Source organism: Micromonospora sp. M71_S20 (genome assembly GCF_003664255.1).
In the GTDB taxonomy this organism is placed as follows: domain Bacteria; phylum Actinomycetota; class Actinomycetes; order Mycobacteriales; family Micromonosporaceae; genus Micromonospora.
Window position 1 is genome coordinate 1,645,676 of the sequence record NZ_RCCV01000001.1, and the last position, 25,490, is coordinate 1,671,165.

21 protein-coding genes and 1 pseudogene are annotated in these 25,490 nt (G+C 72.3%); 4 read left to right on the forward strand and 18 right to left on the reverse strand.

The window, feature by feature from the left end; all coding sequences use genetic code 11:
- Positions 1 to 4: 4 nt before the first annotated feature.
- On the reverse strand, positions 5 to 409 hold the full coding sequence (locus DER29_RS07290) for a roadblock/LC7 domain-containing protein (RefSeq protein WP_067370442.1): 405 nt from the start codon (positions 407 to 409) through the stop codon (positions 5 to 7).
- Positions 406 to 3,960, reverse strand: a complete 3,555-nt coding sequence (locus DER29_RS07295) for a sensor histidine kinase (protein ID WP_121396658.1) — start codon at positions 3,958 to 3,960, stop codon at positions 406 to 408. The genes DER29_RS07290 and DER29_RS07295 overlap by 4 nt, the downstream gene beginning before the upstream one ends.
- A 278-nt stretch (positions 3,961 to 4,238) precedes the next feature.
- On the opposite strand from DER29_RS07295, the gene DER29_RS07300 reads away from it, so the two are divergent.
- Positions 4,239 to 4,760 (forward strand): ATP-binding protein, encoded by a 522-nt coding sequence (locus DER29_RS07300; protein ID WP_233599670.1) that lies wholly within the window; start codon positions 4,239 to 4,241, stop codon positions 4,758 to 4,760.
- Positions 4,761 to 4,793: 33 nt separating this feature from the next.
- Here the strand turns inward: DER29_RS07300 and DER29_RS07305 are convergent, their stop codons facing one another.
- From DER29_RS07305 to DER29_RS07320, 4 genes are all read right to left on the reverse strand, one after another.
- Complete coding sequence (locus DER29_RS07305) at positions 4,794 to 5,873, reverse strand: adenosine deaminase (protein WP_121396660.1); 1,080 nt, start codon at positions 5,871 to 5,873, stop codon at positions 4,794 to 4,796.
- A gap of 136 nt (positions 5,874 to 6,009) precedes the next feature.
- On the reverse strand, positions 6,010 to 6,423 hold the full coding sequence (locus DER29_RS07310) for a PPOX class F420-dependent oxidoreductase (protein WP_121396661.1): 414 nt from the start codon (positions 6,421 to 6,423) through the stop codon (positions 6,010 to 6,012).
- A complete protein-coding gene (locus DER29_RS07315) occupies positions 6,420 to 6,989 on the reverse strand; it encodes an NADPH-dependent FMN reductase (protein ID WP_121396662.1) in 570 nt (189 codons plus the stop codon). Before DER29_RS07315 ends, DER29_RS07310 begins: the two co-directional genes overlap by 4 nt.
- Positions 6,977 to 7,606, reverse strand: coding sequence for a YitT family protein (locus DER29_RS07320; RefSeq protein ID WP_121396663.1), 630 nt, complete (start codon positions 7,604 to 7,606; stop codon positions 6,977 to 6,979). Before DER29_RS07320 ends, DER29_RS07315 begins: the two co-directional genes overlap by 13 nt.
- 59 nt (positions 7,607 to 7,665) lie before the next feature.
- Here DER29_RS07320 and DER29_RS07325 point away from each other — a divergent pair, with 59 nt between their 5' ends.
- Positions 7,666 to 8,130 carry a MarR family winged helix-turn-helix transcriptional regulator gene (locus tag DER29_RS07325; RefSeq protein WP_121399066.1) on the forward strand — a complete coding sequence of 155 codons (465 nt, stop codon included), beginning with the start codon at positions 7,666 to 7,668 and terminating at the stop codon, positions 8,128 to 8,130.
- A gap of 77 nt (positions 8,131 to 8,207) precedes the next feature.
- Positions 8,208 to 9,119, forward strand: coding sequence for a putative RNA methyltransferase (locus DER29_RS07330; RefSeq protein WP_121396664.1), 912 nt, complete (start codon positions 8,208 to 8,210; stop codon positions 9,117 to 9,119).
- A gap of 24 nt (positions 9,120 to 9,143) precedes the next feature.
- Here the strand turns inward: DER29_RS07330 and DER29_RS07335 are convergent, their stop codons facing one another.
- The 12 genes and pseudogenes from DER29_RS07335 to DER29_RS07390 form a co-directional block, all read right to left on the reverse strand.
- A complete protein-coding gene (locus DER29_RS07335) occupies positions 9,144 to 9,824 on the reverse strand; it encodes a DUF4272 domain-containing protein (protein WP_121396665.1) in 681 nt (226 codons plus the stop codon).
- 112 nt (positions 9,825 to 9,936) lie between these two features.
- The gene (locus tag DER29_RS07340) at positions 9,937 to 11,217 is read right to left on the reverse strand and encodes a thymidine phosphorylase (protein ID WP_121396666.1); all 1,281 of its coding nucleotides are present in this window, start codon (positions 11,215 to 11,217) and stop codon (positions 9,937 to 9,939) included.
- A gap of 133 nt (positions 11,218 to 11,350) precedes the next feature.
- On the reverse strand, positions 11,351 to 12,055 hold the full coding sequence (locus tag DER29_RS07345; protein WP_121396667.1) for a cytidine deaminase: 705 nt from the start codon (positions 12,053 to 12,055) through the stop codon (positions 11,351 to 11,353).
- A gap of 14 nt (positions 12,056 to 12,069) precedes the next feature.
- Complete coding sequence (locus DER29_RS07350) at positions 12,070 to 13,350, reverse strand: ABC transporter permease (RefSeq protein ID WP_121396668.1); 1,281 nt, start codon at positions 13,348 to 13,350, stop codon at positions 12,070 to 12,072.
- Positions 13,351 to 13,353: 3 nt separating this feature from the next.
- Positions 13,354 to 14,685 carry an ABC transporter permease gene (locus tag DER29_RS07355; RefSeq protein WP_121396669.1) on the reverse strand — a complete coding sequence of 444 codons (1,332 nt, stop codon included), beginning with the start codon at positions 14,683 to 14,685 and terminating at the stop codon, positions 13,354 to 13,356.
- 369 nt (positions 14,686 to 15,054) lie between these two features.
- A pseudogene (locus DER29_RS07360) lies at positions 15,055 to 16,209 on the reverse strand (ABC transporter ATP-binding protein); the annotation flags it as partial.
- 276 nt (positions 16,210 to 16,485) lie between these two features.
- On the reverse strand, positions 16,486 to 17,550 hold the full coding sequence (locus tag DER29_RS07365; protein ID WP_121396670.1) for a BMP family protein: 1,065 nt from the start codon (positions 17,548 to 17,550) through the stop codon (positions 16,486 to 16,488).
- Between the two features lie 277 nt (positions 17,551 to 17,827).
- The gene (locus DER29_RS07370; protein WP_121399067.1) at positions 17,828 to 18,169 is read right to left on the reverse strand and encodes a hypothetical protein; all 342 of its coding nucleotides are present in this window, start codon (positions 18,167 to 18,169) and stop codon (positions 17,828 to 17,830) included.
- A gap of 51 nt (positions 18,170 to 18,220) precedes the next feature.
- Positions 18,221 to 20,032 (reverse strand): glycoside hydrolase family 13 protein, encoded by a 1,812-nt coding sequence (locus tag DER29_RS07375; RefSeq protein WP_121396671.1) that lies wholly within the window; start codon positions 20,030 to 20,032, stop codon positions 18,221 to 18,223.
- A 221-nt stretch (positions 20,033 to 20,253) separates the two neighbouring features.
- A complete protein-coding gene (locus DER29_RS07380) occupies positions 20,254 to 21,177 on the reverse strand; it encodes a sugar ABC transporter permease (protein ID WP_121396672.1) in 924 nt (307 codons plus the stop codon).
- Complete coding sequence (locus tag DER29_RS07385) at positions 21,174 to 22,814, reverse strand: ABC transporter permease subunit (protein WP_121396673.1); 1,641 nt, start codon at positions 22,812 to 22,814, stop codon at positions 21,174 to 21,176. The genes DER29_RS07380 and DER29_RS07385 overlap by 4 nt, the downstream gene beginning before the upstream one ends.
- The gene (locus DER29_RS07390) at positions 22,814 to 24,067 is read right to left on the reverse strand and encodes a maltose ABC transporter substrate-binding protein (RefSeq protein WP_121396674.1); all 1,254 of its coding nucleotides are present in this window, start codon (positions 24,065 to 24,067) and stop codon (positions 22,814 to 22,816) included. Before DER29_RS07390 ends, DER29_RS07385 begins: the two co-directional genes overlap by 1 nt.
- A 199-nt stretch (positions 24,068 to 24,266) precedes the next feature.
- Here DER29_RS07390 and DER29_RS07395 point away from each other — a divergent pair, with 199 nt between their 5' ends.
- A complete protein-coding gene (locus DER29_RS07395; RefSeq protein ID WP_121396675.1) occupies positions 24,267 to 25,355 on the forward strand; it encodes a LacI family DNA-binding transcriptional regulator in 1,089 nt (362 codons plus the stop codon).
- Positions 25,356 to 25,490 lie beyond the last annotated feature (135 nt).

A 25,490-nucleotide genomic window follows, 5' to 3' on the forward strand; every position in this document is an offset into this window, starting at 1 on the left:
GTCGTCAGCCCAGCATTCCCGCAGCCGCACGTGGCTGCGGGGTCAACGCGTCGCCCACCCGGTCGACCAGCAGGGCCATCTCGTAGCCGACCTGTCCCACGTCGCAGCTACGGGCGGCGAGCACCGCGAACGACGAGCCGTCCGAGATGGACATCAGGAACAGGAAGCCATTGTCCATCTCCACCACTGTCTGCAGCACCGCGCCTCCCTCGAAGCAGCGGGCCGCACCCTGGGTGAGGCTGACCAGGCCGGACGCGATAGCGGCCAGCTGGTCGGCCCGGTCCCGCGGGAGGTCCCGTGACGACGCGAGGAGCAGTCCGTCCGCGGAGACGGCGACCGCGTGCGCGACACCGGGTACCCGGTCGGCGAAGTTGGCCAGCAGCCAACCGAGATCCTGCGTAGTTGTCATCGTTCTTGCTCCTTCTGCCCGCTCCCGGCCACCGGGCCTGAGCCAGACTGCGAGGATTGCTGCCCTCCCGGAGTCGCCTCCGGGCTGGTCGGGTTGCTGTCCGACGGGTTCGTACGCCCCCGCTGCACGCCCCGATGGTAGGCCGAAAGCAGGCCTCGGACACCCTCCGGCGTACGTCGCTGCACCGAGGTGGTGGGCTTCTCCACCGCGCCGGGCACCAACTGCGCCATCGGGGTGCGCTTGGGCAGGCCCGTCGAGGTGGTCGCCGCGACGGGCACCTCGGTCGCCGCCGAGGCGGCGCGCCACCCGTCGTCGGCCGCGGTCTGCCAACCCCCGGTCTGCTGCGCGGACCGGCGGTGACCGAAGCTGTCGGCGAGGCCGGGGCGGGCACCCCCGTTGACCGTCGGTCCGTTCTCGCGCGGCGCTCCTCCGGCCGCCGGGGTGTCTGCCATCGGTGCGCTACCTGTCGTCCCGGGTGGTGTCGGCTGCACGGCCCGACCGCCGGCGTCGACCCGGGCGAACTGCTGGGTCGGTGCACCGTTGGTCGGCGTCTTCTCGGCGGCCGGCGCCGCCTCCTCCGGCCCGGGGCGGCGGGTACGGAACCAGGCCGACTCGAGCTCCCGGAAGATCGGCAGCTCCATCGTCTCGTCCGCGTACCGCTGCCGGGTCTGGGCCGGCGGCGTGGTCGGCCGCGCCTGCGGGGCGGCCTGCGCCGGCCGCTCCGTCGGCGCGGGGGCCTGGGCCGCCGGGGTCGGCGCGCCGGAGCGCGGCACCCGCGGCAGTTCGGTGGTCATGTCCAGCGCGGCGGCCAGCCGCTCGGGCACCGGCGGGGTCGCCACGTCCCGGTCGGCACCGGCGACCGGCGGCCAGGCCGGCGGTGCCGGCGTGCTCGGCCCCTGCGTGCCGGGGCCCGGGCGCTGCGGCAGCGGGTCGGTCGACGGCGGCGAGTACGGCGGGCCGGAGTACGGCGCGGCCGAGACCGGCGGGCCGGAGTACGGGTGGCCGGAGACGGGTGACGCCGAGACCGGCATGCCGGAGACCGGCGGGCCGGACACCGGCGGCGCGGAGTAGGGAACCGGCGGGGTGGACACGGGCGGGCCCGCGTAGGGCACGGGCGGCGCGGAGACCGGCGGGACGGAGTACGGCCGGGCCTCGGGGCTGCTGGGCAGCTGCCGCGGGACGGCCTGCTGCTGGCCCGTGGCGTCCTGGTCGTCGGCCGACCGCCGCTGCGGCAGCGGGTCGAACGGCTCGCCGTTGGACGTGCGCGGCCGGAAGGCCTCGCCGCCGTTGAAGCCGCTGGCGCCGGTCAGGTCCGACCAGGCCGGCATGGACCGCGTCGAGCCGGCCGAGGCCGGCGTGCCGGCCCCGTTGCGCGGCGCCGGGTCGAACGGCCGGCCACCCAGGGTCACCTGGTTGCCGGACTCGCCGGAGCGCTGCGTGGGCATCGGGTTGGCCGGGCCGTTGCCGAGCGCCGGCGGCGCGCCGAAGGCCGGGGCCGGGGCCGGGGCGTACGACTGCGGGCCGGGCCCCGGCAGCGCGGACGACGACTGCGGTCGGCCGGAGAGCGCCCGGGGCACGAGCACCGAGGTCGGCATGACCACCTCGGCGACGGTCCCCCGGTCGGTGCCGGGACGCAGCTCGACCTTGACGCCGTGCCGGGACGCCAGCCGGGCGACCACGACCAGGCCCATCATCCGCGAGACGGCCACGTCCACCTGCGGCGGCGTGGCGAGCCGCTCGTTGAGGTCGTGGAGCTGGTCGGGGCTGATCCCGATGCCCCGGTCCTCCACGTAGAGCGACGCGCGGTCGCCGACGCGCCGGGCCTCCACCATGACGTGCGAGTCCGGCGGCGAGAAGGCGGTGGCGTTGTCGAACAGCTCGGCGACCAGGTGGACCAGGTCGTTGACGGCGTGCGCCGCGACCTCGATGTCCCGGTCGATCACCCCGAACTCGATCCGGGTGTAGTGCTCGACCTCGGACTGGGCAGCCCGGAGCACGTCGATCAGGGCGGCCGGCTCCCGCTGCACGCGGGTGGAGTCGGCGCCGGCGAGCACCAGGAGGTTCTCGTCGTTACGGCGCATCCGGGTCGCCAGGTGGTCGAGCTGGAACAGCTCGGCCAGCCGGTCCGGGTCCTCCTCGCCGCGCTCCAGCCGGTCGAGGTGACCGATCAGGCGGTCGACCAGGATCTGCGACCGGCGGGCCAGGTTGACGAACATCGTGGCGACGGACGCGCGCAGCGCGGCCTGCTCGGCGGCGGTGCGGACGGCCTCCAGGTGGACGGCGTTGAACGCCTCGGTCACCTGGCCGAACTCGTCCTTGCTGCGCACCGGCAGCGGCTCGGCGATCTGGTTGGCGAGCTGTACCGGGGAGAGCTGACCGGTCACCTTGGGGTCGCGCAGCCGGGCCACGGCCTGGGGCAGGCCGTACTGGGCGATGGAGAGGGCGCCCTGACGCAGGTCGCGCAGGGAGCGGGCCATCGAGCGGGCGACCAGGTAGGCGAAGAGGATCGCCAGGAGCAGCATGCTGAGCAGCAGGCCGGTCTCCAGGAACACCTGGCGCTGCACGTCCGAGCGCAGCTTCTCGGCGCCCGCGACGACCTCGCGGTCGATCTTCGACTCGACCGTGCGGATCAGCTTGGCGTTGGCCACCATCGCCGCGTCCCACTGGTCCGCGTCGAACGGGGCGCCGGTCAGGCTGTCGGCGGTCGTGATGCCGTTGAGCCAGCTGTTGTAGGTGTTCGCCTCGCGCAGGTCGGGGCCGGCGACCACCTGGGCGTAGTACTCCTGCTCCGGCTGGCTGGCCACCACCTGGAAGCTCTGCAGCCACTGGCTGGAGCCGGTGCTGGTGGCGATGTACTCGTTGCGCAGGTTCGGGGTGAGCCGCTGCTGGATGAACGCCCGGTGCACCACGTCGCGGCGGCGGGAGAGGAACTCCTTGTTCCGGGCGGTGGCGGTCGACGCGCGCATCTTGTCGCTGAGCTCGTTGTCGCCGGCGAGCTGGGTGGCCGAGTCGCGGATGCTGATCAGGTCGTCGATCAGGCCGTCGTAGGCCTGCATGGCCGGGACGAGCCCGAGCTTGCCGTTGAAGACCTGGCTGCGGGTGCCGGGCAGGTCGGTCAGCGTCTGGTCGATCTCGCCCAGCAGGCTGTCGAGGTTGGCCGGGAGGTCCTCGACCTCGGCCCGCTGCTGCGAGTACCGCCCCTTGGCGTCGTCCACGCTGGCGTTGGCCTGCTCGTACGCCTGCTTGTAGCGGACGTTGTCCTGGCCGCGCGGCACGCCCAGCAGGCGCAGCGCGTTGGTCCGCTCGTTCTGGAGGGTGTCGACCAGGTCGCCCGAGTGGCCGACGAGGTTGGCCAGGTCGCCGGCCCGGTTGGCGTTGTTGAGGGTCTCCAGGTGGTCGACCAGACCGCTGGTGCCGACGACCACCGTGGCGATGGTCGGCACGATCATGATGAGACCGAGCTTGGACCAGATCGGCATGTCGCGGAGCCGACCGGTCGGCCGGCGCAGACGCGACAGGAAGGAGCCCCCCGCCTTTGGCCGTTTGCTCACGTCACCGCCCTCGCGAAATTCTGGGACTGCGTTGCCCCTGGACAACGCCCAGCGACCGACCCCGTGGGTCGGACCATCCGAGATTCCATCACGCCACCTGCGAAAGAGAAAGCCCAGGTTGGCCGCAGCCAGCGGTGTGATGAGATGTTGGTGCAATTTGATAGCAATCCGTCTGGCCGGAGTCACTGAAGGTAATGAAGCACCCCCATCGCGTTGTCCTGCTCGCCGGCCCTTCCGGTTCCGGAAAGTCGTACATAGCGCAGCGAACCGGCCTTCCGGTGCTCTGCCTGGACGACTTCTACAAGGACGGTGACGACCCCACGTTGCCGCGACAAAACGGCCTGGTGGACTGGGAGTCACCCCACTCCTGGGACGCTGCGGCAGCCGTGGAGACCATTGCCCGCCTGGCCAGGGAGGGCAAGGCCGATGTGCCGGTTTATGCGATCGGCGCGGACCGTCGGGTGGCCACCCGGCCATTCGAGGTCGCCGGTTCGCCACTTTTCGTGGCCGAAGGGATTTTCGCGGCCGAGATCGTCGAGGAGTGCCGTCGACGGGGGGTCCTCGCCGGGGCGTACGCCCTGCGGCGGCCCCGGGGGGCGACCTTCGTCCGCCGGCTCGCCCGCGACCTCGCCGAACAGCGCAAGGCGCCCCGGGTGCTGGTGCGCCGCGGCCTGGCGCTGCTGCGCAGCGAGCCGGCGGTCCTGCGGCGGCAGACCGGCCTGGGCGCCGAGGCGGCCCGGGCGGGCGAGGTGCTGCGCGCGGTGGCCGGCATGCTCGCCGGCCACCCGCACCGCTCCTGACTCCGGCCGCCGGAACGCGGCGGCCCGCCGTGGTCAGCCCAGCAGCTTGCCGTACGCGGGCTTGATCACCTCATCGATGATCTTCAGCCGCTCGTCGAACGGGATGAAGGCGCTCTTCATGGCGTTGATGGTGAACCACTGGAGCTCCTTCCAGCCGTAGCCGAAGGCGTCCACCAGCAGGGCCATCTCCCGGGACATCGACGTGCCGCTCATCAGCCGGTTGTCGGTGTTCACCGTCGCCCGGAACCGCAGGTCCCGCAGCAGCCCGATCGGGTGCTCGGCGATCGAGGGGGCGGCGCCGGTCTGCACGTTGGATGACGGGCACAGCTCCAGCGGGATCCGCTTGTCCCGCACGTACGCGGCCAGCCGGCCGAGCACCGGCTCCGCGCCGGGCGTGATGTCGTCCACGATCCGCACCCCGTGGCCGAGCCGGTCCGCCCCGCACCACTGGATCGCCTGCCAGATCGACGGCAGGCCGAACGCCTCGCCGGCGTGGATGGTGAAGTGGAAGTTCTCCCGCTGGAGGTACTCGAAGGCGTCCAGGTGCCGGGTCGGCGGGAAGCCCGCCTCGGCGCCGGCGATGTCGAAGCCGACCACCCCGGCGTCGCGGTGCCGGACGGCCAACTCGGCGATCTCCTGCGACCGGGCGGCGTGCCGCATCGCGGTGAGCAGGGTGCCGACCCGGATCTGCCGGCCCTCCTCGGCGGCCAGCGCGCTGCCCTCGACGAAGCCGGCCAGCACCGCCTCGACCACCTCGTCCAGGGTGAGGTCCTTCTCCAGGTGCTGCTCGGGGGCGAACCGCACCTCGGCGTAGACCACCCCGTCGGCGGCCAGGTCCTGGGCGCACTCCCGGGCCACCCGCCGCAGCGACGACGCGGTCTGCATGACGGCGACGGTGTGCGCGAACGTCTCCAGGTAGCGCTCCAGGGAACCGGAGTCGGCCGCCTCGACGAACCACCGGCCGAGCGCCTCGGGGTCGGTGGTGGGCAGCTCGTGCCCCACCTCGGCGGCCAGCTCGACGATCGTCGCCGGCCGCAGGCCGCCGTCGAGGTGATCGTGCAGCAGCGCCTTCGGGACCTTGACGATGTCCTCGTAACGGATTGTCGCGACCATGCACAGACCCTAGTCGGCGCCGCCGGGCCGACCGACGGGACCGGCACGGATCGGCGCTCGGCGCGCCGCCCCGCGCCACCGGCGGCCCGTTCCGGCCGGACGCCCCGCGTCGCCCGGCCGGAACCGCGGGCGGGGGTCAGGGACGCCAGCCGTACACCCGGTCGACGGCGAGCCGGAGCACCAGGCGGCCGTCGGCGACCATCGCCGCCCGGTAGTCGGCCCAGTCGGGGTGCTCGCCGCGGATCCGCCGGTAGACCTCGACCAGCTCCTCGACGCATGCGTCGTCGGGCGCCGCCGCCGGCGGGGTGAGCGTGACCGTCCCCTCCGCGACCGCGTACGCCCCGCCGTCGGCGGTGGTGACGTGCAGGCTGGCCCGGGGATCGCGGCGCAGGTTGCGCACCTTGGCCCGGTTGCCGGTGGTGGAGCAGCGGATCAGGCCGGGCTCGGCGAGGAAGTCGAGGTTGGACAGCTGGGGCCGCCCGTCGCGGCGCAGGGTCACCAGCACGCCCCGGCCGCGCTCGCCGAACAGCTCCCACAGCCGGGCGTTCACGCCGTCACCCGCAGCGGGGCGAGGGCGGCGGTCAGCCGGGCCAGTTCGTCGAGCATCACCGTGGCGGCGGCGTCGCGCCCCGGGTCCGGGACGAGTTCCCCCGTGTCGTCGAGCGCCTGCCGCAGGAACACGGTCACCGCCTCGTTGGCCGGCATCATCTTGAGGGTGGTCACCACCTGCTTGATCATCTGGACGGCGCGCAGGCCGCCCGAGGTCATCCCGTAGCTGACGAAGCCGACCGGCTTGTACTGCCACTCCGTGTAGAGATGGTCGATCGCGTTCTTCAGCGGCGCGCTGAAGCCGTAGTTGTACTCCGGCATGACGAAGACGAAGGCGTCCCCGGCGGCGACGGTGGCGCTCCACCTGCGGGTGTGCGGGTGCAGGTACCGCCCCTCGGAGGGGTGGTGCGGCTCGTCGTGGAAGGGCAGGCCCACCTCGGCGAGGTCGACGAGGCGTACGTCGTCGAAGGCGTCGTACGCGGTGGCGACGGCGGTGAACCAGTCGCCGATCCGGCGGCCCACCCGGCCGGGCCGGGTGCTGGCGACGATGACGGTCAGGCAGGGCATGGCGAGGTCGCTCCTGTGGTGGCGGGCCGGCTCGGGACCGGGACGGTGAACTTGGGGATGAGGTGCTGCGCCAGCGGCCCGATGCTGACGGCGAAGAGGAGGGTGCCGGGGCCGACGGTGCCGCCGAGTGCCCAGCCCACGGCCAGTACGCCGAGCTCGATGGCCGTGCGTACCCGCCCGATCGGCAGGCCGCGCGCGGCCAGTCCGGTCATCAGGCCGTCGCGCGGCCCGGGCCCGAGGCGTGCCCCGAGGTAGAGGGCCGTGGCGAGCCCGTTGAGCAGGATGCCGGCGACCAGCAGGCCGATCCGGCCGGCGAGCGGGACCACCGGCGGCAGGACGGCGAGCGCGGCGTCGGCGGCGAACCCGACCACGACCGCGTTCGCGAGGGTGCCGAGCCCGGGGCGCTGCCGCAGCGGGATCCAGAGCACCAGCACGACCACGGCGACCAGGTTCACCACCTGACCGAGGGGCAGCCCGGTCCGCTCGGCGAGCCCCTGGTGCAGCACGTCCCAGGACGCGAGGCCCAGGTCGGCGCGGACCATCAGGGCCACGCTGACGCCGAACAGCACGAGGCCGCCCAGCAGGCGGGCCAGCCGGCCCGGCAGTTTGGTTGACATGTCACTCACCTTAGGGAGCAGGTTGATGACATGTCAACAAGATGGTTAGGATGGCCGGCATGGAGCAACCACGCTGGCTGGACGAGCGGGAGCAGCGCGCCTGGCGGGGCTACCGACGGATGCGCCGCCTGCTCGACCTGGAGCTGGCCCGGGAGCTGATGCGTGACGCCGGGCTCTCCGAGCCCGACTACGACGTCCTCTCCGACCTCTCGGAGACACCCGACCAGCGGCTGCGGCTCAGCGAGCTGGCCGACCGGATGCTCTGGTCCCGCAGCCGGCTCTCCCACCACCTGACCCGGATGCAGCAGCGCGGCCTGGTCACCCGCGAGGAGTGCGCCACCGACGGCCGGGGCGCGGTCGTCGTACTCACCGCCGAGGGCCGGCGCGCGATCGAGGCCGCCGCCCCCGGCCACGTGGCGGCCGTCCGCCGGCACCTCATCGACCTGCTGACCCCCGACGAGGTCGCCGCGCTGGACGCGCTCACGCACCGGGTGGTCGACCACCTCACCCGCCCCGGAGAATGAGCCGGTGGACCCCGAGCGCGAGTGCGACGACGACCACCGCCGGGTACGCGCGGTGCCGAACCGTCTGGACGCCTGACGTGGACCCCCGCATCGTCGACCGGCTCCGCTGCCCGGTCTGCGCCGAGCCGCTGGCCGAGGTCGCCACCGGCGGCGCCCGCGCGCTGCGCTGCCCGCGTCGGCACAGCTTCGACGTGGCCCGCCAGGGCTACGTGAACCTGCTCGCCGGCCGCGCCCCGCACACCGGGGACACCGCCGAGATGGTGGCCGCCCGCGCCGACTTCCTGGCCGCCGGCCACTACGACCTGATCTCGACCGCCCTCACCGCCGCCGCGACCGAGGCCGTGGGCCACGTGGCGGTTCCCCGGCGCCTTCCGACCGGGGAGCCGGCCGGGGCGCGCACCGACGGGGCGTACCCCCTGGTGGTGGATGCCGGGGCGGGGACGGGCCGGCACCTCGCGGCGGTGCTGGCGGCGCTGCCGGACGCGGCGGGTCTCGCCCTGGACGTGTCGAAGCCGGCGCTGCGCCGGGCCGCCCGGGCGCACCCGCGCGCGGCGGCGGCGCTCGCCGACACCTGGCAGCGGCTGCCCCTGGCCGACGCCGGCACGGCCGTGCTGCTGAACGTCTTCGCGCCGCGCAACGGCGCGGAGTTCCACCGGGTCCTCGACCCGGCCGGCTCCCTGCTGGTGGTCACGCCGGCCGAGGACCACCTCACCGAACTGGTCGGCGCCCTCGGCCTGCTGCGGGTGGACCCGGCCAAGGCGGACCGGGTCGCCGAGAGTCTGGGCGGGCACTTCACCCCGGCGGCGTCCACGGTGCACCGGCGGGAGCTGGCGCTGACCGGCCCGGAGGTCGCGACGCTGGTCGGGATGGGTCCCAGCGCCTGGCACACCGACCCGGCCGGGCTCGCCGCCCGGGTGGCCGCCCTCGCCGAGCCGGTCCGGGTGACCCTCGCGGTGCGGCTGACCGTCTGGCGCCCGGCACCGCGCTGACCCGGCGCTACGCGCCGCCTCGGATCAGGTGGAGAGGTCGACCTCTTCCCAGCCGGGGGGCTCGTCGTGGTACGGCCCGCGCAGCATCACCGCCCACTCCAGGGCCCACCGGCGCTGGCCGATGGCGTTGGCGTCCACCAGCCCCGGGGGCGTACGACCGGCCCGCTCGGTCTCCAGGTACGCCCAGTCCAGGCAGTAGTGCAGGTCCAGCAGGGCGGCCGCGTCGGCGGGGTGCTGTGGGGCGGTGAGGATCCGGGCCCGCCACTGGCCGAAGGTCTCCCCGCCGTGGATGTGCGGCATCCGCTCCACCAGCCGCTCGTCGACCGGCAGCGTCGGGTCGAGCTGCTTGGTCAGGCCGAGCACCCAGGCCAGCGCGAAGAGCGCGTCGTGGTGCAGCACGAACGACCGGTGGTCGCCCTTGCCGCCGGTCACGAACTGGAACTCCGGCGGCGTGACCATGTCGACCAGGTGCGAGGCGAGCAGCCAGCTCATCGCCGCCTGCGGCGGCATCCCGAAGCAGCGGGCCAGGATCAGGTGCAGCACCGCTATGCGGGCCTCGATCTCCACCGTGGGTCGCAGCTCGATCTGGTCGCCCGGCTCCCACACGAGCGGGAACTGGGCGGGCGGCAACGGGAGACGCAGCCGGGACAACTCGTCCAGGCTCGCCTCACGCACCTCCCGTGGGTCGGGGGCAGGTACGGTCACGGCGAAAGATCCTGTCTGCTCGCGACGACTCGGCGCCGGTTGTCCCCCCTTGGCCAGGGAGGATAGCGGTCCGAGCTGGCGGGCACCATGCCCGCCCCGGGGACCGCCGCGCTCAGCCGATCCGCTCGATGACCAGCGGCGTCGCGGCGGGCGCGACCGGCGAGATCCGTACCGCCCGCGCGGCGTCGTCCCGCGCCGCCGGGATCCGGGCGGCGTCCTGGGCGCGCAGCTCGTAGAGCGGGTCGCCCGCCCGCACCGGGTCACCCGGGCGCCGGTGCAGCACTATCCCCGAGGGCACGCTGACCGGGTCCTCCTTGCGGGCCCGCCCGGCGCCGAGCCGCCAGGCGGCCACCCCCATGGCGTACGCGTCGATCGCCGCGACGTGGCCGTCGGCGTCGGCGCGGACCACCTCGACCTCGTTCGCGGTGGGCATCGGGGCGTCCGGATCCCCGCCCTGGGCGCGGATCATCGCCCGCCAGGAGTCCATCGCCCGGCCGTCGCGCAGGGCGGCCTCCGGGTCGGCGTCCGGCAGCCCGGCCGCGTCGAGCATCTCGCGGGCCAGTGCCAGGGTCAGCTCGACCACGTCGGCGGGGCCGCCCCCGGCGAGCACCTCGACGGACTCGGTCACCTCGACGGCGTTGCCGATGGCCAGGCCCAGCGGGGTGGACATGTCGGTGAGCAGGGCGACCGTCCGTACGCCGTGCGCGCCGCCCAGCTCGACCATCGTCCGGGCCAGCTCGCGGGCCTGCTCGACGGACTTCATGAACGCGCCCGAGCCGACCTTGACGTCGAGCACCAGCGCGCCGGTGCCCTCCGCGATCTTCTTGCTCATGATCGAGCTGGCGATCAGCGGGATGGCCTCGACGGTTCCGGTCACGTCGCGCAGCGCGTACAGCTTGCGGTCGGCGGGGGCGAGCCCCGCGCCGGCCGCGCAGATCGCCGCGCCGACGTCGCGGAGCTGGGCGGTGAACTCGTCGTTGCTCAGCGCCGCCCGCCAACCCGGGATCGACTCCAGCTTGTCGAGGGTGCCGCCGGTGTGCCCGAGGCCCCGGCCGCTGAGCTGCGGCACGGCGGCGCCGCACGCCGCCACCAGCGGGGTGAGCGGCAGGGTGATCTTGTCACCGACGCCGCCCGTGGAGTGCTTGTCGACGGTCGGCCGGTCCACGGCGGAGAGGTCGAGCCGCTCCCCGCTGGCGATCATCGCGGCGGTCCACCGGGCGATCTCCGGACCGGTCATGCCGCGCAGCAGGATCGCCATGGCCAGCGCCGACATCTGCTCGTCGGCGACCACCCCCCGGGTGTACGCGTCCACCACCCAGTCGATCTGCGCGTCGGAGAGCACACCCCCGTCCCGCTTGACCCGGATGACGTCAACCGCCGTGAAAGCACTCACCTTTGAGTTCCTATCAGTCGTTGTGGAACGGGCCGACGGGCCGCGACCACCGAGGGCTCGGGCCGACCGTGCCCGGCGGAGGGATCAAGCCTGACCGCCCGGAGCCGGGCACGGTCGGCCCGAGCCCCAAAGCTCAACCAACCCAGCGGGCAGGGATCTCCATCGGCGGCTCACCCTCGCCGGCCCAGAAGATCGCCCCGGACGCGTCCACGACCACCACCCGGGGCGTACGGGCGTGGCCCCAGGCGATCGCCTCCGCCGGCTCGTCCCAGCTCGGGCCCTCCTCCAGCACGCCGGTCTCGGCGCCCTCGTTGTCGCCCGCGGACCGCTCCCAGTAGGCCGTCCAGACCTGCTGGCCGGCGGAGAGGTCGGGGTGCACGAAGACCGTGCCGCGCCCGCGCCAGGCGGCCAGCCGCTCCGGCACCACGGGCACCGGGGCCTCCCCCGTCACGGCCTCCAGGTCGGTCACGTCGAAGGCGTGCGGCAGCAGCTCGGCCATCCGCAGCGGCCCGCCCCTCGCCTCGATGAGGCACTCCGGCCCGCCCTGCTCCCAGAGCAGCTGGCGGCACCGGCCGCACGGCATCAGCGGCTCGCCGGTGGCGTCGACACAGGAGAGGGCCACGATCCGGCCGCCGCCGGTGGCGTGCAGCGAGGAGACCACCCCGCACTCGGCGCAGAGCACCACGCCGTACGCGGCGTTCTCCACGTTGCAGCCGACCACCACCCGGCCGTCGTCGACCAGCGCGGCCGCCCCGACCGGGAACTTCGAGTACGGCACGTACGCGTGCCGCATCACCTCGGTGGCGGCGGCCCGCAGCCGCTCCCAGTCGATCTCCATGCGGTACTCCCCCGTCAGCCCTTGATGTACGGCTTGCCGTCGGCGGCCGGCGCCCGGACCCGGCCGACCAGCCCGGCCACCGCCAGGATCGTCGCCAGGTAGGGCAGCATGGCCAGGAACTGGTTCGGGATCACGCTGTTGATGGCGCCCAGGTACGTGGCGAGCTGGTCGGCGAAGCCGAAGAAGAGCGCCGCGAGCAGCGCCCCCGTCGGGCTCCACCGGCCGAAGATCAGCGCGGCCAGGGCGATGAAGCCCTTGCCGCCGATCATGTTCTTGGTGAACGAGTAGAGCGCCAGCGTGTAGGAGGCGCCGCCGATGCCGGCGACCACCCCGGCGAGCAGCACGTTGCGGTAGCGCAGCCCGAGCACCCTGACGCCCAGGGTGTCGGCGGCGGTGGGGTGCTCGCCGACCGAGCGGGTGCGCAGGCCCCACCGGGTGCGGAACAGCGCGATGTGGATGACCAGCACCAGCAGCAGGCCGAGGTAGAGGAAGATGTTGCCCCGGAACAGCGCCGGGCCGAGCAGCGGGATGTCCGACAGCAGCGGGATCTCCCAGTTGCCGAACCGGGGGGCGCTGTTGTACTTCTGCGCGTTGGTCTGCATCAGCCGCTCGTAGAGGAAGCCGGTGACGCCGACAGCCAGCAGGTTGAGCACGATGCCCATGACGACCTGGTCGACCAGGTAGCGGATCGAGAAGACGGCCAGCAGCAGCGAGATGAACGCGCCGCCGATCGCCGCCGCGACCAGGCCCACCCAGACGCTGCCGGAGAGGCTGCCGAAGAGCGCGCCGCTGAAGGCGCCCATCAGCAGCTGCCCCTCGATGGCCACGTTGACCACGCCGGAGCGCTCGCAGAGCACGCCGGCCAGCGCGCCGAAGACCAGCGGCAGGGCCAGGATGAACGTGCCCCGGAGGATGTTGACCAGCGGCATGAAGTTCTGCCCGGCCGGCGCGTCGGAGACCTGCCAGCAGAGGAACGACAGCACGAAGCCGACCAGCCCGACGCCGAGCACGAGGGTGAACCAGCGCTTCGGCAGCCCGGCGAGCATCGCGACGCCGGCGGCGACAGCGACGAGGCCGAAGAGGATCGCGCCGAGGGTGCCGTGGATCTCGAGCGCGGCGCCGGCGGCGTCCTCGCTCAGGGTGAAGCGGGCCTGCTCGCCGGTGGCGAGCGCCCCGAACACCACCGTCGCCAGCAGGCCGAGGGCGAGCAGCACGGCGCCGACCTTGCGGGTACGGGTCCAGAAGCCCTGGTCGACGGGGGCGACCGCGACGTCTTCGACAGCCATGGTGGACATGAGTTACCAGCCCTTCGCCAGGCTCGTCTGCAACCGGGCGGCGCGGGCGGCCCGGAGCTGGAAGATCGCCTTCACCAGGGCCGGCGCGGCGATGAAGATGACGATCAGCGCCTGGAGCACGGTGACCAGCTCCAACGAGATCCCCGAGTACGACTGCATCCGGTTGCCGCCGGCCTGGAGCGCGCCGAAGAGCAGCGCGGCCAGCGCGACGCCCCACGGCTTCACGCGGCCGAGCAGCGCCACGAGGATGCCGTCGAAGCCGATCTGCGCGACCACCAGCGGGGTCAGCGCGCTCGCGGTGGAGCCGAGCACCATGTTGGAGCCGCCGAGGCCGGCCAGGATCCCGGCGAAGACCATGATCAGGACGTACGTCCGGGTGACGCTGATGCCGGCGGTCCGGGCGGCGTCGGGGTTGGCGCCGACGGCGCGCAGCTCGAAGCCGAGCGTGGACCGGTTCAGCAGCCACCAGACCGCCCAGGTGGCCAGCACCGCCAGGATGATGCCGGCGTGCACCCGCAGCCCGTCGCCGAGGAGGCGGGGCAGCTGGGCCGACCCGTCCACCGGGCGGCTGATCGCGTCCGTGCGGTTCGGGTCCTGGACGCCGTTCTGCACGATGATCCAGGTCAGGAAGTACGTGGCGACGTAGTTGAGCATGATCGTGTTGATCACCTCGTGGGCGCCGGTGCGCGCCTTGAGGATGCCCGGAATGAAGCCCCAGATCGCCCCGCCGAGCGCGCCGGCGAGCACCGCGACGAGCAGGTGCAGGCCGGGCGGCAGCGGCAGCAGGAAGCCGGCCAGCGCGGCCAGGATCACGCCCATGGTCGCCTGGCCCTGGGCGCCGATGTTGAACAGGCCGCCCCGGAAGGCCAGTGCCACCGACAGGCCGGTGAAGACCAGCGGCGCGGTGTAGGTGAGCGTCTCCGAGATCGGGCTCATCACCGCCTGGAAGCCCACGGCGTCCGGGTCGAAGATCGCGCCCTTGAACAGGTTGCCGTACGCCTCGCTGACCAGCGTCCAGCTCGCGTTGAGCGCGTCGGCCGGCCGGGCCGTGATGTAGCTGTAGGTGGCGAGCACGTCGGGGTCGGACACGATCATCAGGATCGCGCCGACGATCATCGCCAGCACCAGCGACAGCAGGGTCACCGTGAAGGTGTTGGCCGCCCAGAGGTTGTCCAGGAACAGCCGGCCCAGCGAGGGCTTCGCCTCCGGGGCGGGGCCCTTCGGGGCGGTGGCCGTCCCGGCGCGCTCGGTGTTGCCGAGCGCGGTCCGCGCGGCCTGCGCCTCGGTCGCCGGCTCCTTGTCCGGGGAGCCCGACGGGGGCTTCGGGTTGGTCATGCCTCGTCCTCGTTGCCAGGGCTCTCGGCGGCGGGGGCCGCCGCGACGCCGTCGGCCGGGGTCGTGCCGGTCGTGGCGGCGGGTGCCGCGTCGGGGGTGATGCCGGCCATCAGCAGGCCGATCTCCTCGCGGGGGGGTGTCCGGGCCGACGATGCCGATGATCCGGCCGCGGTACATGACCGCGATCCGGTCGGCCAGGCCGATCACCTCGTCGAGCTCGCTGGAGACCACCATGACGGCGGTGCCGACGTCCCGCTCCCGGATGACCTGGCTGTGGATGAACTCGATCGACCCGACGTCGACGCCGCGGGTCGGCTGGGCGGCGATGAAGAGCTTCAGCGGCCGGGACAGCTCCCGGGCCACGATGACCTTCTGCTGGTTGCCGCCGGAGAGGGTGCCGACGGCCGCGTCGGCCGAGGAGGTGCGGACGTCGAACTGCGCGATCCGCTCCTTCGCCGACTTCGCGATGGCGTCCGGCTTCAGCGCCAGGCCCTTGCCGAAGGGCGGCCGGTCGTAGATGTCGAGCACCAGGTTCTCCGCGACGGAGAACTCCTTGACCAGGCCGTCGACGCTGCGGTCCTCGGGCACGTAGCCGACGCCGGCGCGGAGCACCTTCTTGGTCGACCAGCCGCTGACCTGTTGCCCGTCGAGGGTGACCGTGCCGGCGAGCGTCGGCCGCAGCCCCATGATCGCCTCGATCAGCTCGGTCTGGCCGTTGCCCTGCACGCCCGCGACGCCGAGCACCTCGCCCGCGTGCACGGTCAGGTCGACCCCGTCGACCGCGCGGATCTGCCGGTCGTCGTCGACGACCAGGCCGGAGACCTCCAGGACCGGCTTGCCGGGGGCGGCCGGCTCCTTCTCCACGGTGAGCCGCACGCTGCGGCCGACCATCAGCGCGGCCAGCTCGTCGCGGCTCGCCTCGGGCGAGGCGGTGCCGACGGTCTTTCCGCGCCGGATCACGGTGATCCGGTCGGCGATGGCCTTGACCTCGCCCAGCTTGTGGGTGATGAAGACGATCGACTTGCCGGCGGCCTTGAGCGACCGCATCACGGTGAGCAGTTCGTCCGTCTCCTGCGGGGTGAGCACGGCCGTCGGCTCGTCGAGGATGAGCAGGTCGACGTCGCGGGTGAGCGCCTTGACGATCTCCACCCGCTGCTGGATGCCGACCGGCAGGTCCTCGATCACCGCATCCGGGTCGACCCGCAGGTTGTACCGCTCGGAGACCTCGGCGACCTCGCGCCGGGCCCGCCGCCGGTCCAGGAAGCCGGCGATGCCGCCCCGGACCTGCTCGGCGCCGAGCATGATGTTCTCGGTCACGGTGAAGACGGGCACCAGCATGAAGTGCTGGTGCACCATGCCGATCCCGGCCGCGATCGCGTCGGACGGCCCCCGCAGCTTCAGCGGCGCGCCGTCGACCAGGATCTCGCCCTCGTCGGGCTGGTAGAGCCCGTAGAGCACGTTCATCAGGGTCGACTTGCCCGCGCCGTTCTCGCCGAGCAGGGCGTGGATCTCTCCAGGCTCCACCGTCAGATCGATGTGGTCGTTGGCGACCAGGTCACCGAACCGTTTGGTGATGCCGCGCAGTTCGAGTCTCAGCGCAACCTCCTGGAGTGCGAAGCGATGGTGCAGCGTAGCTGCCGGTGTACCGCTCGCGGCGCGGGGCCGTCGTCGGGTGGGTGTGGATCGGCCGCCCCGGCGCCGTGGGGGTTTCCCCGCGACGCCGGGGCGGCCGGATCGTCGTGCTGTACCGCCCGCCGGCCTACCCTGGTGATCGTCTCACCGCGGGCGGCCGGCGGAGCCTCACTTCGGCTGGGCCGCGGAGGTGACGGTGACGGTGCCGGCGGCGATGTCCGCCTTCAGCTTGTCGATCTCGGCCTTCAGCTCGGCCGGGACCTTGCTGTCGAACTCGTGGTACGGGGCGAGCCCGACACCGTTGTTGGACAGGTTGCCGAGGTAGCCCGGGGTGGCCGACAGCTTCTCGCCGCCGGCGGCCTTGACGACGGCCTCCTTGACGGCGTCCGGGATGTTCTTCTCGACGGTGGTGATGATCGCCGCGCAGTCCTGGGTGCTCTCGCAGCCGTCGACGTCCACCCAGATGGTGTTGTACTTGCCGCCCGACGCCTTCGCCGCACCGGTGGTGCCGAGGCCGGCGCCGCCGGCGACCGGCATGACGATGTCGGCGCCCTGGGCGACCAGCGCGTCGCTGACCTTCTTGCCCTCGTCCTGCTTGACGAAGTCGTTGGTGAAGGAGCCCTTCTGGGTGGCCTTGTCCCAGCCGACGACCTTGACCGACTTGCTCTTGGTCTTGTTGTAGTGCGCGACGCCGTCGGCGTAGCCGTCCATGAAGATGGTGACCGGCGGGATCGGCAGGCCGCCGTAGGTGCCCACCGTGCCGCTCTTGGACATGCCGGCGGCCAGGTAACCGGCGAGGAAGCCGGCCTGGGCGGTGTCGAACTGCATCGGGTAGACGTTGGTCTCCGGGACCTTCGCGTCGACGATGCCGAACTGCTGGTTCGGGTTCGCCTTGGCGATCTTGGAGGTCGCGTCACCCATCAGGCCGCCGACGGCCAGGATGAAGTCGCACTTCTGGTTGACGTACTGGGTCAGGTTGACCTCGTAGTCCGCCTCGGCCTTCGACGCGACGTACTTGATGTCGATGTTGTCGTTGGCCTTCTTGGCCTCCTCCAGACCCTTCCAGGCGGAGGTGTTGAACGACTTGTCGTCGATGCCGCCGACGTCGGTCACCATGCAGGCGCTGTACTTCTTGTCGCCACTGCCGGCGTTGTTGTTCTCCTCGGGAGCCTCGCCACACGCGGCGGCACTCAGCACGAGCCCACCCATCGCGAAGACGGAGGCAATCCGCATCCCACGCACAGAGCGCAAGACGTCTCCTTCCCATTGCACACCGCGTCCTGCACGGTGGCAGCCCTTTGAGCCGGCCTGCGCTGCGCCGCCGGCGTCCCACGTTACGGACGGGAGCGTACGCCCGCGCCCACCCACCGGCCGACAATCGTGCACGACTGTTGAGCGCCTGTTACCCCTACGTAACCCTTAGGTGGGGCAGATCACGCTCAGTGCTGGTAGGTGCGCGGCGAGGCGTCGCGGAACGTCCGGTTCTGCGCGTCGTCCCCCGCCGACGACGTTACCGCCAGAAGACGGCTACCGCCGCGTTGACCAGGGTCAACCCCACGGTTGCCAGGAAGTGCCCACGGTTGACCACGTCGCGCTTCCGGGAGAAGAACACCATGACAAAGATCAGGATGGCGAGCACCAACTTGGTAACAAGTTTCGCGGGATCGGGCTCGTCGCCGTCACGCAGGGGCGCGGAGAGGCCGATCCCGGTCGCCAGCATGATCACGGACCCCCAGAGCATGGCCGGGTTGATCCGCAGCTTCCCGCTGATGTACTGGACGATCGCGCCGCCGAGCAGCAGGGCGAAACCGATCAGATGGACGTAGCGAAGTATCAGTCTCAGAGCTTCCACGGGCACCATCCTCCCCCATCAACGACGGATCGTAGTAGTGGGGCGTAGGGGTCAGGCGAGCCGCCAGGCCTGGAAGGTGGGGCCGTCCGCCGGGAGGGTGACCGCGCCGTCGGCGTCGGGGCGCAGGGCGGGGGCGCCGCCGTACAGGTTCTCGGCCGGCCCCAGCCCCGCCAGGCGCAGCGGCTGGCCGGCGGCGCGGCGGGCCAGCACCAGCACCGTGCCGGTCGGGGCCTCGCGCAGGAAGACCAGCGTGTCCGCGTCGGCGCGCAGCCAGCGCAGGCCGCCGTGGCGCAGCGCGGGCTCGGCCCGGCGCAGCGCGATCAGGGCGCGGTACGCGGCGAACGTCGAGTCGTCCCAGCTCTCCGGCCGGTGCCACGGCATCGGCGTACGCGAGCCCTCGCCGTTGGTGCCGGTCAGGCCCAGCTCGTCGCCCGCGTAGATCATCGGGGTGCCGGGCATGGTGGCGAGCAGGCCGGCGGCGACCTCCTGCCGGGCGGCGTCGCCGACCACCGTCCTGATCCGCGCCGAGTCGTGCGAGCCGAGCAGCTGCCACGAGTGGGTGTACGACCGCCAGGAGACCAGCGACCGGTAGGTGTCCATCGTCGCCAGCACCGCGTCCGCGTCCCGCCGGCGCACCCCGCCGGGGGTGCCGAGGAAGTTCGGCACGGGCTGGTCGCCGTGCCGCAGCCAGGACCAGACCGGATCGGTGAAGCCGACGTAGTTCATCGTGCCGTGCCAGCCGTTCCGGTCGAGGTCGCCGGTGTGGTCGTGGCCGTGCTCGGCCATCAGCAGGGCGTCGGCCCGGGTCCGGGCGACCACCTCGCGCAGCAGCGCCGCCACCTCGTGCGTGTACGCGTCGGCGCCCCGCCGCCCGGTCATGTTCGCCACGTCCACCCGCCAGCCGTCCAGCCCGTACGGCGATCGCAGCCAGCGGCGCAGCAGCGAGTCCCCGGCGGTGGCGAAGCGCCGGCGCAGCTCGGCGCTGCCCCAGTTCAACTTGGGCAGCGACTTCACCCCGTTCCAGGACTCGTAGTCCCCGGTCACCTCGTCGAAGTAGTACAGCTCCCGCTCGGGCGCGGAGGAATCGGAGGCGGCCCTGGTGAACCACTCGTGCGCGTCGCCGGTGTGGTTGCTGGTGATGTCGCCGAGCAGCCGCCAGCCCCGGGCGCGTACGGCGTCGGCGAGGCGGGCCAGGGCGGCGTCCCCGCCGAGCAGCGGGTCGACGGTGTCGAAGCTGGCGGCGTCGTAGCGGTGGTTGGAGCGGGCCGGGAAGATCGGGGTCAGGTAGACGGTGTTGACGCCGAGGCGGTCCAGGTGGTCCAGCCGCCCGGTGACGCCGTCCAGGTCGCCGCCGTAGAACTGCCGGGGGGTCTCGGGGCCGCGCCCGATCACCGGGGTGTCCCAGTCGCACGGGATAGCCCAGTCCGGCAGCTCGCGGCCCTCGGCGGCGGCGGAGCGGGCGAACCGGTCCGGGAAGATCTGGTAGATCACCGCGTCGCGGGCCCAGGCGGGCGGCGGGGCGTGGGTGACCAGCTTGAAGTCGCCGTTGTCGGGCACGTCGTGGGCCACCACGCCGGCGGCGTTCAGCCAGCGGTAGCCCCGGCTGCCGGTGAGCATGAACCGGTAGTTGCTGACCGGGTTGCGGGCCTCGACGGGGACCCGCCACCAGACGTCGGCGCCGTCGGTGCGGTCGACGACCGCCTCGGTGAACCGGGGCTCGCCGTCGCCGGTGGTGCGCACGTGCACCTGCCGGACGTCGGCGCCGGCCGGCACCCGGACGAAGACGTCGACGACGTCGCCGAGGGCGGGCTCCTGCTCGGGGACGTACAGGGCGGAGCCGTCGTGGTGCGGCAACAGGGACATGATGGCGCCTTTCGCGTCGGTCGGACGGGAGAGAAAGGGGTCTCCCGCCGCGGCCGGTTCCCCGACCGCGGCGGTCGATCCGTGACTGCTCCGGTGTACGTCGGACGCCGACGCCCTTGCCGCAGCTTTGCGGTGTCGCGGAACAGCCGGTGGGCCCGGCTGGTCGCGACGGAGCGGCACCCCTCGCCTCGACCTCGGCGAGGAGCGGCCACCTATCCGATTTATCCTTTGACGGCCCCGGCGGTGAGGCCGGAGACGATGTAGCGCTGGACCATCTGGAAGACCAGCACCGTGGGGATCGCGGTGAGCAGGGTGCCCGCCGCGAAGATCCCGAAGTTGTTGTTGCGTTCGCCGGCCACCAGGCCGAACATCCCGACCGCGAGGGTCTTCGACTCGCTGTTGGTCAGGAAGACGTTCGCCATCAGGAACTCGTTGATGGTGCCGATGAAGGCGAGCAGGCCGGTCACCGCCAAAATCGGCGCCACCAGCGGCAGCATGATCCGGAAGAAGACCTGGGCGTGCGTGGCGCCGTCCATCGTGGCCGACTCGTCCAGCTCCCGGGGGAGCGTGTCGAAGAAGCCCTTCATCAGCCAGGTGTTCACGCCCAGCGCGCCGCCCAGGTAGAGCAGCAGCAGGCCCCACGGCGTGTTGAAGCCGATCGCCGGCCACAGGTCGGTGATCGTCGTGAAGATCAGGAAGATCGCCACGATCGCCAGGAACTGCGGGAACATCTGGATCAGCAGGAGCGAGAGCAGCCCGACCCGCCGGCCGGCGAAGCGCATCCGGGAGAAGGCGTACGCCGCCAGCGCCGACAGGAAGACCGACGCGAACGAGGCCACCCCGGCGATGAGCAGCGAGTTGAGGAACCACCACCCGAACGCCGTACGGTCGAACAGGTTCGTGAAGTTCTCCACGGACGCCCCGGTCGGCAGCAGCTCCGTCGAGGAGAGCGTGCCGAGCGGGTTGAGCGCGGCCGAGAGCACGAACAGGATCGGGAAGAGGCTGAACGCGACGGCCAGCACGCCCACCAGGTGGCGCCAGCCGACCTGGGCGAACCACCGGTTGCGCCGCCGGCCCGCGTTGCGGTTGACGGCCGGGGCGCCGGTCGCGCCGCCCGCCGCCGGGGTACCGCTGAGCGAGGTCACGAGTACACCTCCTCCTGCTTACGGGTGCGCCGGAAGCTCACCGCCGACACCACCGCGACGATGGTGAAGATGAAGATCGACACCGCGGCCGCCAGGCCGAACTGGGCGCCCTGCGCGCCGAAGGCCAGCCGGTACGTGTACGTGATCAGCAGGTCCGTCGCCCCCGCGGTCGGGTTGTCCGCCGGGAAGGGACCGCCCTCGGTGGTCAGGTAGATCGCGTTGAAGTTGTTGAAGTTGTACGCGAACGACGCGATCAGCAGCGGGGAGAGCGCGACCAGCAGCAGCGGCAGGGTGACCGACCGGAACGACTGCCACGGCGACGCGCCGTCGACAGACGACGCCTCGGTCAGCTCCTTCGGGATGGCCTGGAGCGCGCCCGTGGCGACCAGGAACATGTACGGGTAGCCGAGCCAGAGCTGCACCAGGATCACCGCGATCCGGGCCGACCACTCCTGGCCGAACCAGTCCACCCCGATCCCGAACAGGTTGTTGATCAGGCCGAAGTCGGTGTTGAACATGTCCCGCCAGACCAACAGCATCGCGAAGGACGGCATGGCGTACGGCAGGATCAGCAGGATCCGGTAGAAGTTGGTGCCCCGCATCCGGGGCGAGTGCAGGGCCAGGGCGATGAACATGCCCAGGATGAACGTGCCGCCGGTGGAGCCGATGGCGAAGGCGAAGTTCCACAGCAGCGTGCCGAAGAACGGCCCGGAGATGGCCGGGTCGGTGAGCACCCGGGAGAAGTTCTCCAGCCCGACGGTGACCTTCCAGCCCTGGGCCAGCCGCTCGCCGTCGGCGGCCACGAAGGCGCCGCTCTCCTCGTCCGCCGTCCAGGTCCTGCCGCTCTCGATGTCCTTGATGCAGTCACAGCCGGCGTCGTACGCCCGGATGGCCTTGCCCTCGTAGGCGCGGGACAGGCCGGCGGAGCGCAGCGCGCCCCCGGACGTCGGCACGACCAGGTCGGTGATCTCCTGGCTGCGGGCGCTGGCCTGGCCGAAGTTGAGCACCGTGTAGCCGTCGGCGGCGGTGACCTTGCCGCCCGGGGCCACGGTGACGTCGGCCGGGTCGAGCTGGCGCAGCCCGCCGGCGTCGCCGGCCGAGACGGTGCCGGTGCCCGGGTCGCTGACCAGGAAGACGAGCGGGCCGGTCGCGGGATCGCCCTCGGTGGCGACGGAGAGGGCGTACTCGGTGGAGCCGGGCACCTGCTTGACCGACGCGGTCTGGATGGCGACGACGGCGTCTTCCTTGGTGCCGCGGTGGCCGTCGCCGAAGTTCGTGAAGGCGGTGCTCGCCGTGTACAGCACCGGGACGATCTGGAACGCGATCAGGAAGAGCGTGCCGGGGACCAGGTACTTCGCCGGGATGTGCCGGCGGGTCAGGTAGAGGTAGAAGAGTCCGACGGTGGTGGCGGCCAGCACGGCCAGCCCGATCCACTTCTCCGCCTCGACGAGCGGGAAGGCCGCCCAGACCGCGATCCCGGCGGTCAGGCCGAGCAGGACCACCTTGACGAGCAGACCGGTCGCGGTGATCGGCGCGTGGTGCCGCGCGGTGCGGGACTTGCCCGGGAGCCCGGGGCCGACGGGCTCCCGGCCCGGGGGCTGCGTGGCAGCCCCCGGGCCGGACAGCGACGTGCTCATTACTTGATCTGGCCGGAGATGGTCTTGCCGGCTGCGGTGATCGTCTTGGCCGGGTCGGCGCCGCCGATGATGGCGGCCTCGGCCTTGCCGAACGGGTCCCAGATGGTCGCCATGGCCGGGATCGCCGGGAGCACCTGGCCGTTCTTGCCGGCCTCCTGGAACTTGGCCAGGTCCGGGTCGGTGCCCTTGACCTGGTCGAGGGCGGCGGTCAGCGCCGGCGGGCGGGGCTCGGCGTTGTAGAGCGCCACGGCCAGCTCGGGGGTGGTGACGTGGTTGGCGACGAACTCCTGGGCCAGGGCCTTGTTCTTGCCCTTCGCGGCGACGTAGAACGCCTGGACACCCACGAACGGCTGGGCCTCCTTGCCACCGGCGAAGCCGGGGACCGGGGAGATGTCGTACTTGATGTTGGCCTTCTTGGCGTCCGCGATGGCCCACGGGCCGGAGACCAGGTAGGCGCACTTCTTGCCGGTGAACGTGGCGATCGAGTTCTCGCCGGTGATCGAGCGCTTGAGCGCGCCGTCGCCCTTCTCACCGAGCTTGGCGATTTTCTTGAACGCCTCGATCGACTCCGGCTTGCCCACGCCCAGGTCCTTCGGGTCGTAGTCGCCGTTGGCGCCCGTGCCGAAGAGGTACCCGCCACCGGAGGTGTAGAGCGGGTAGATGTGGTAGGCGTCGCCGTTCTGGCCGGACTGGAGGCAGAGGATCTCGCTGGCCTTCTTCTCGGCCTTGAGCTTCTTGCCGGCGGCGACGAGGTCCTCGATGGTCTTCGGCGCCTCGGGGGCCAGCTCGGTGTTGCGGATCAGCGCCAGGTTCTCCATGGCGTAGGGCACGCCGTAGAGCTGGCCGTTGAACGTGACGGCCTTGACGGCGGTCTCGTTGAAGCCGCTCTTCTGCTCGGCGGCGAGCTGCACCGGGTCGATGGCGCCGTTCTGGACGAGGTTGCCGATCCAGTCGTGCGCGCCGACCACGACGTCCGGGCCGCTGCCCTGCTGCGAGGCGGTGACGAAGTTGGTCTGGAGGTCCTTGGAGACGGCCTGGACCTCGACCGTGACGCCGTTCTCCTGACCGAACTTCTCGGCGAACGGCTTGAGGGCGGCGGTGCGCTTGTCGTCGGCCCAGATCACCAGCTTGCCGCCGGCGGCGGCCTTGGTGGATTCCTTCGCGGCCGGCTCGTCGCTGCTGTCGCTGCCGCAGCCCGACGCGGCGAGCGCCAGGCCGAGGACGGCGACCACACCCGCGGTACGGATGCGCATCGGTACTCCTGTCGTCATGGCGGCACGCCGGGGGAAGGGCGACCCGCCAGTGGAAGCTCTGTAAGTTTCTTGCCAACCGGCGCTCGGCGTGCTGCGCCGCTGCTCTCGCGTGTTGCGGGGACGTTAGCAAGAGGTTGCAGAGAATGGAAGGGCTTGCAGAAGTGTACGCAAGAACTTGCCAGTGAGCTAAAGTGCGCCCATGCGCGCTCGACTGTCCGACATCGCCCAACAGGCCGAAGTCAGCGAGGCCACGGTGTCGCGGGTGCTCAACGACCGCCCGGGAGTGGCCCCCGAAACCCGGCAAGCCGTACTGACCGCCCTCGATGTGCTCGGTTACGAACGCCCGGCCCGGCTGCGCAAGCGCAGCGCCGGCCTCGTGGGTCTGGTGGTCCCCGAGCTCGACAACCCGATCTTCCCCGCCTTCGCCCAGGTGATCGAGTCGACCCTGGCGCAGAGCGGCTTCACCCCCGTGCTGTGCACCCAGACCGCCGGCGGCGTCACCGAGGACGAGTACGTCGAGATGCTGCTGGACCGGCAGGTCTCCGGAATAGTCTTCGTCTCCGGCCTGCACGCCGACACCGCCGCCAACCACGACCGCTACCGGGCCCTGATCGCCCGCCCGCTGCCCGTCGTGATGATCAACGGGTACGCGCCCGGCATCCCCGCGCCCTTCGTCTCCTGCGACGACGGCGAGGCCACCGAGCTGGCCGTGGCCCACCTGGTGGCGCTCGGACACCGCCGCATCGGGCTGATCACCGGCCCGGACCGGTTCGTGCCGGTGCAGCGCCGGGTGGCCGGCTTCCGGGCCGCGATGGGCCGGCTGGTCGGCGTCGACGAGGCCGGCCTCGACGAACTGGCCGAGCTCTCCCTGTTCGGTGTGGAGGGTGGCGAGGCCGCCGCCGCCCGGCTGCTGGACCGCGGTGTCACCGGCATCGTCTGCGGCTCCGACCTGATGGCGCTCGGCGCGATCCGGGCCGCCCGGCAGCGCGGCATGTCGGTCCCCGGCGAGCTGTCGGTGGTCGGCTACGACGACTCCCCGCTGATGGCCTTCACCGACCCGCCGCTGACCACCATGCGGCAGCCGGTGGCCGCGATGGCCGTCGCCGCCGTCCGGGCCCTGGTCGACGAGATCAACGGGCACGCCGCCCCGCACTCGGAGTACGTGTTCCGCCCGGAACTGGTGGTGCGCGGCTCCACCGCGGTCGCCCCCACCGACGCCGCCCGGTGGGCTCCGGGCGGCGCGACCCGGCAGCGCCCGGCCCCGCCCGCCCTCGCCGTACCGGCCTGACCGCCCCGTCTGCCCGCCCGACCGCCCTCGCCGACCTGGCCGCGGGCCCCGGAAGGGCTCACCGATCGTGAGCCGGCGGAGTCGTGGCGTGATCATTGCCATTTCTTGCGCAAGGAATGCTTGACTCTTGCAGTC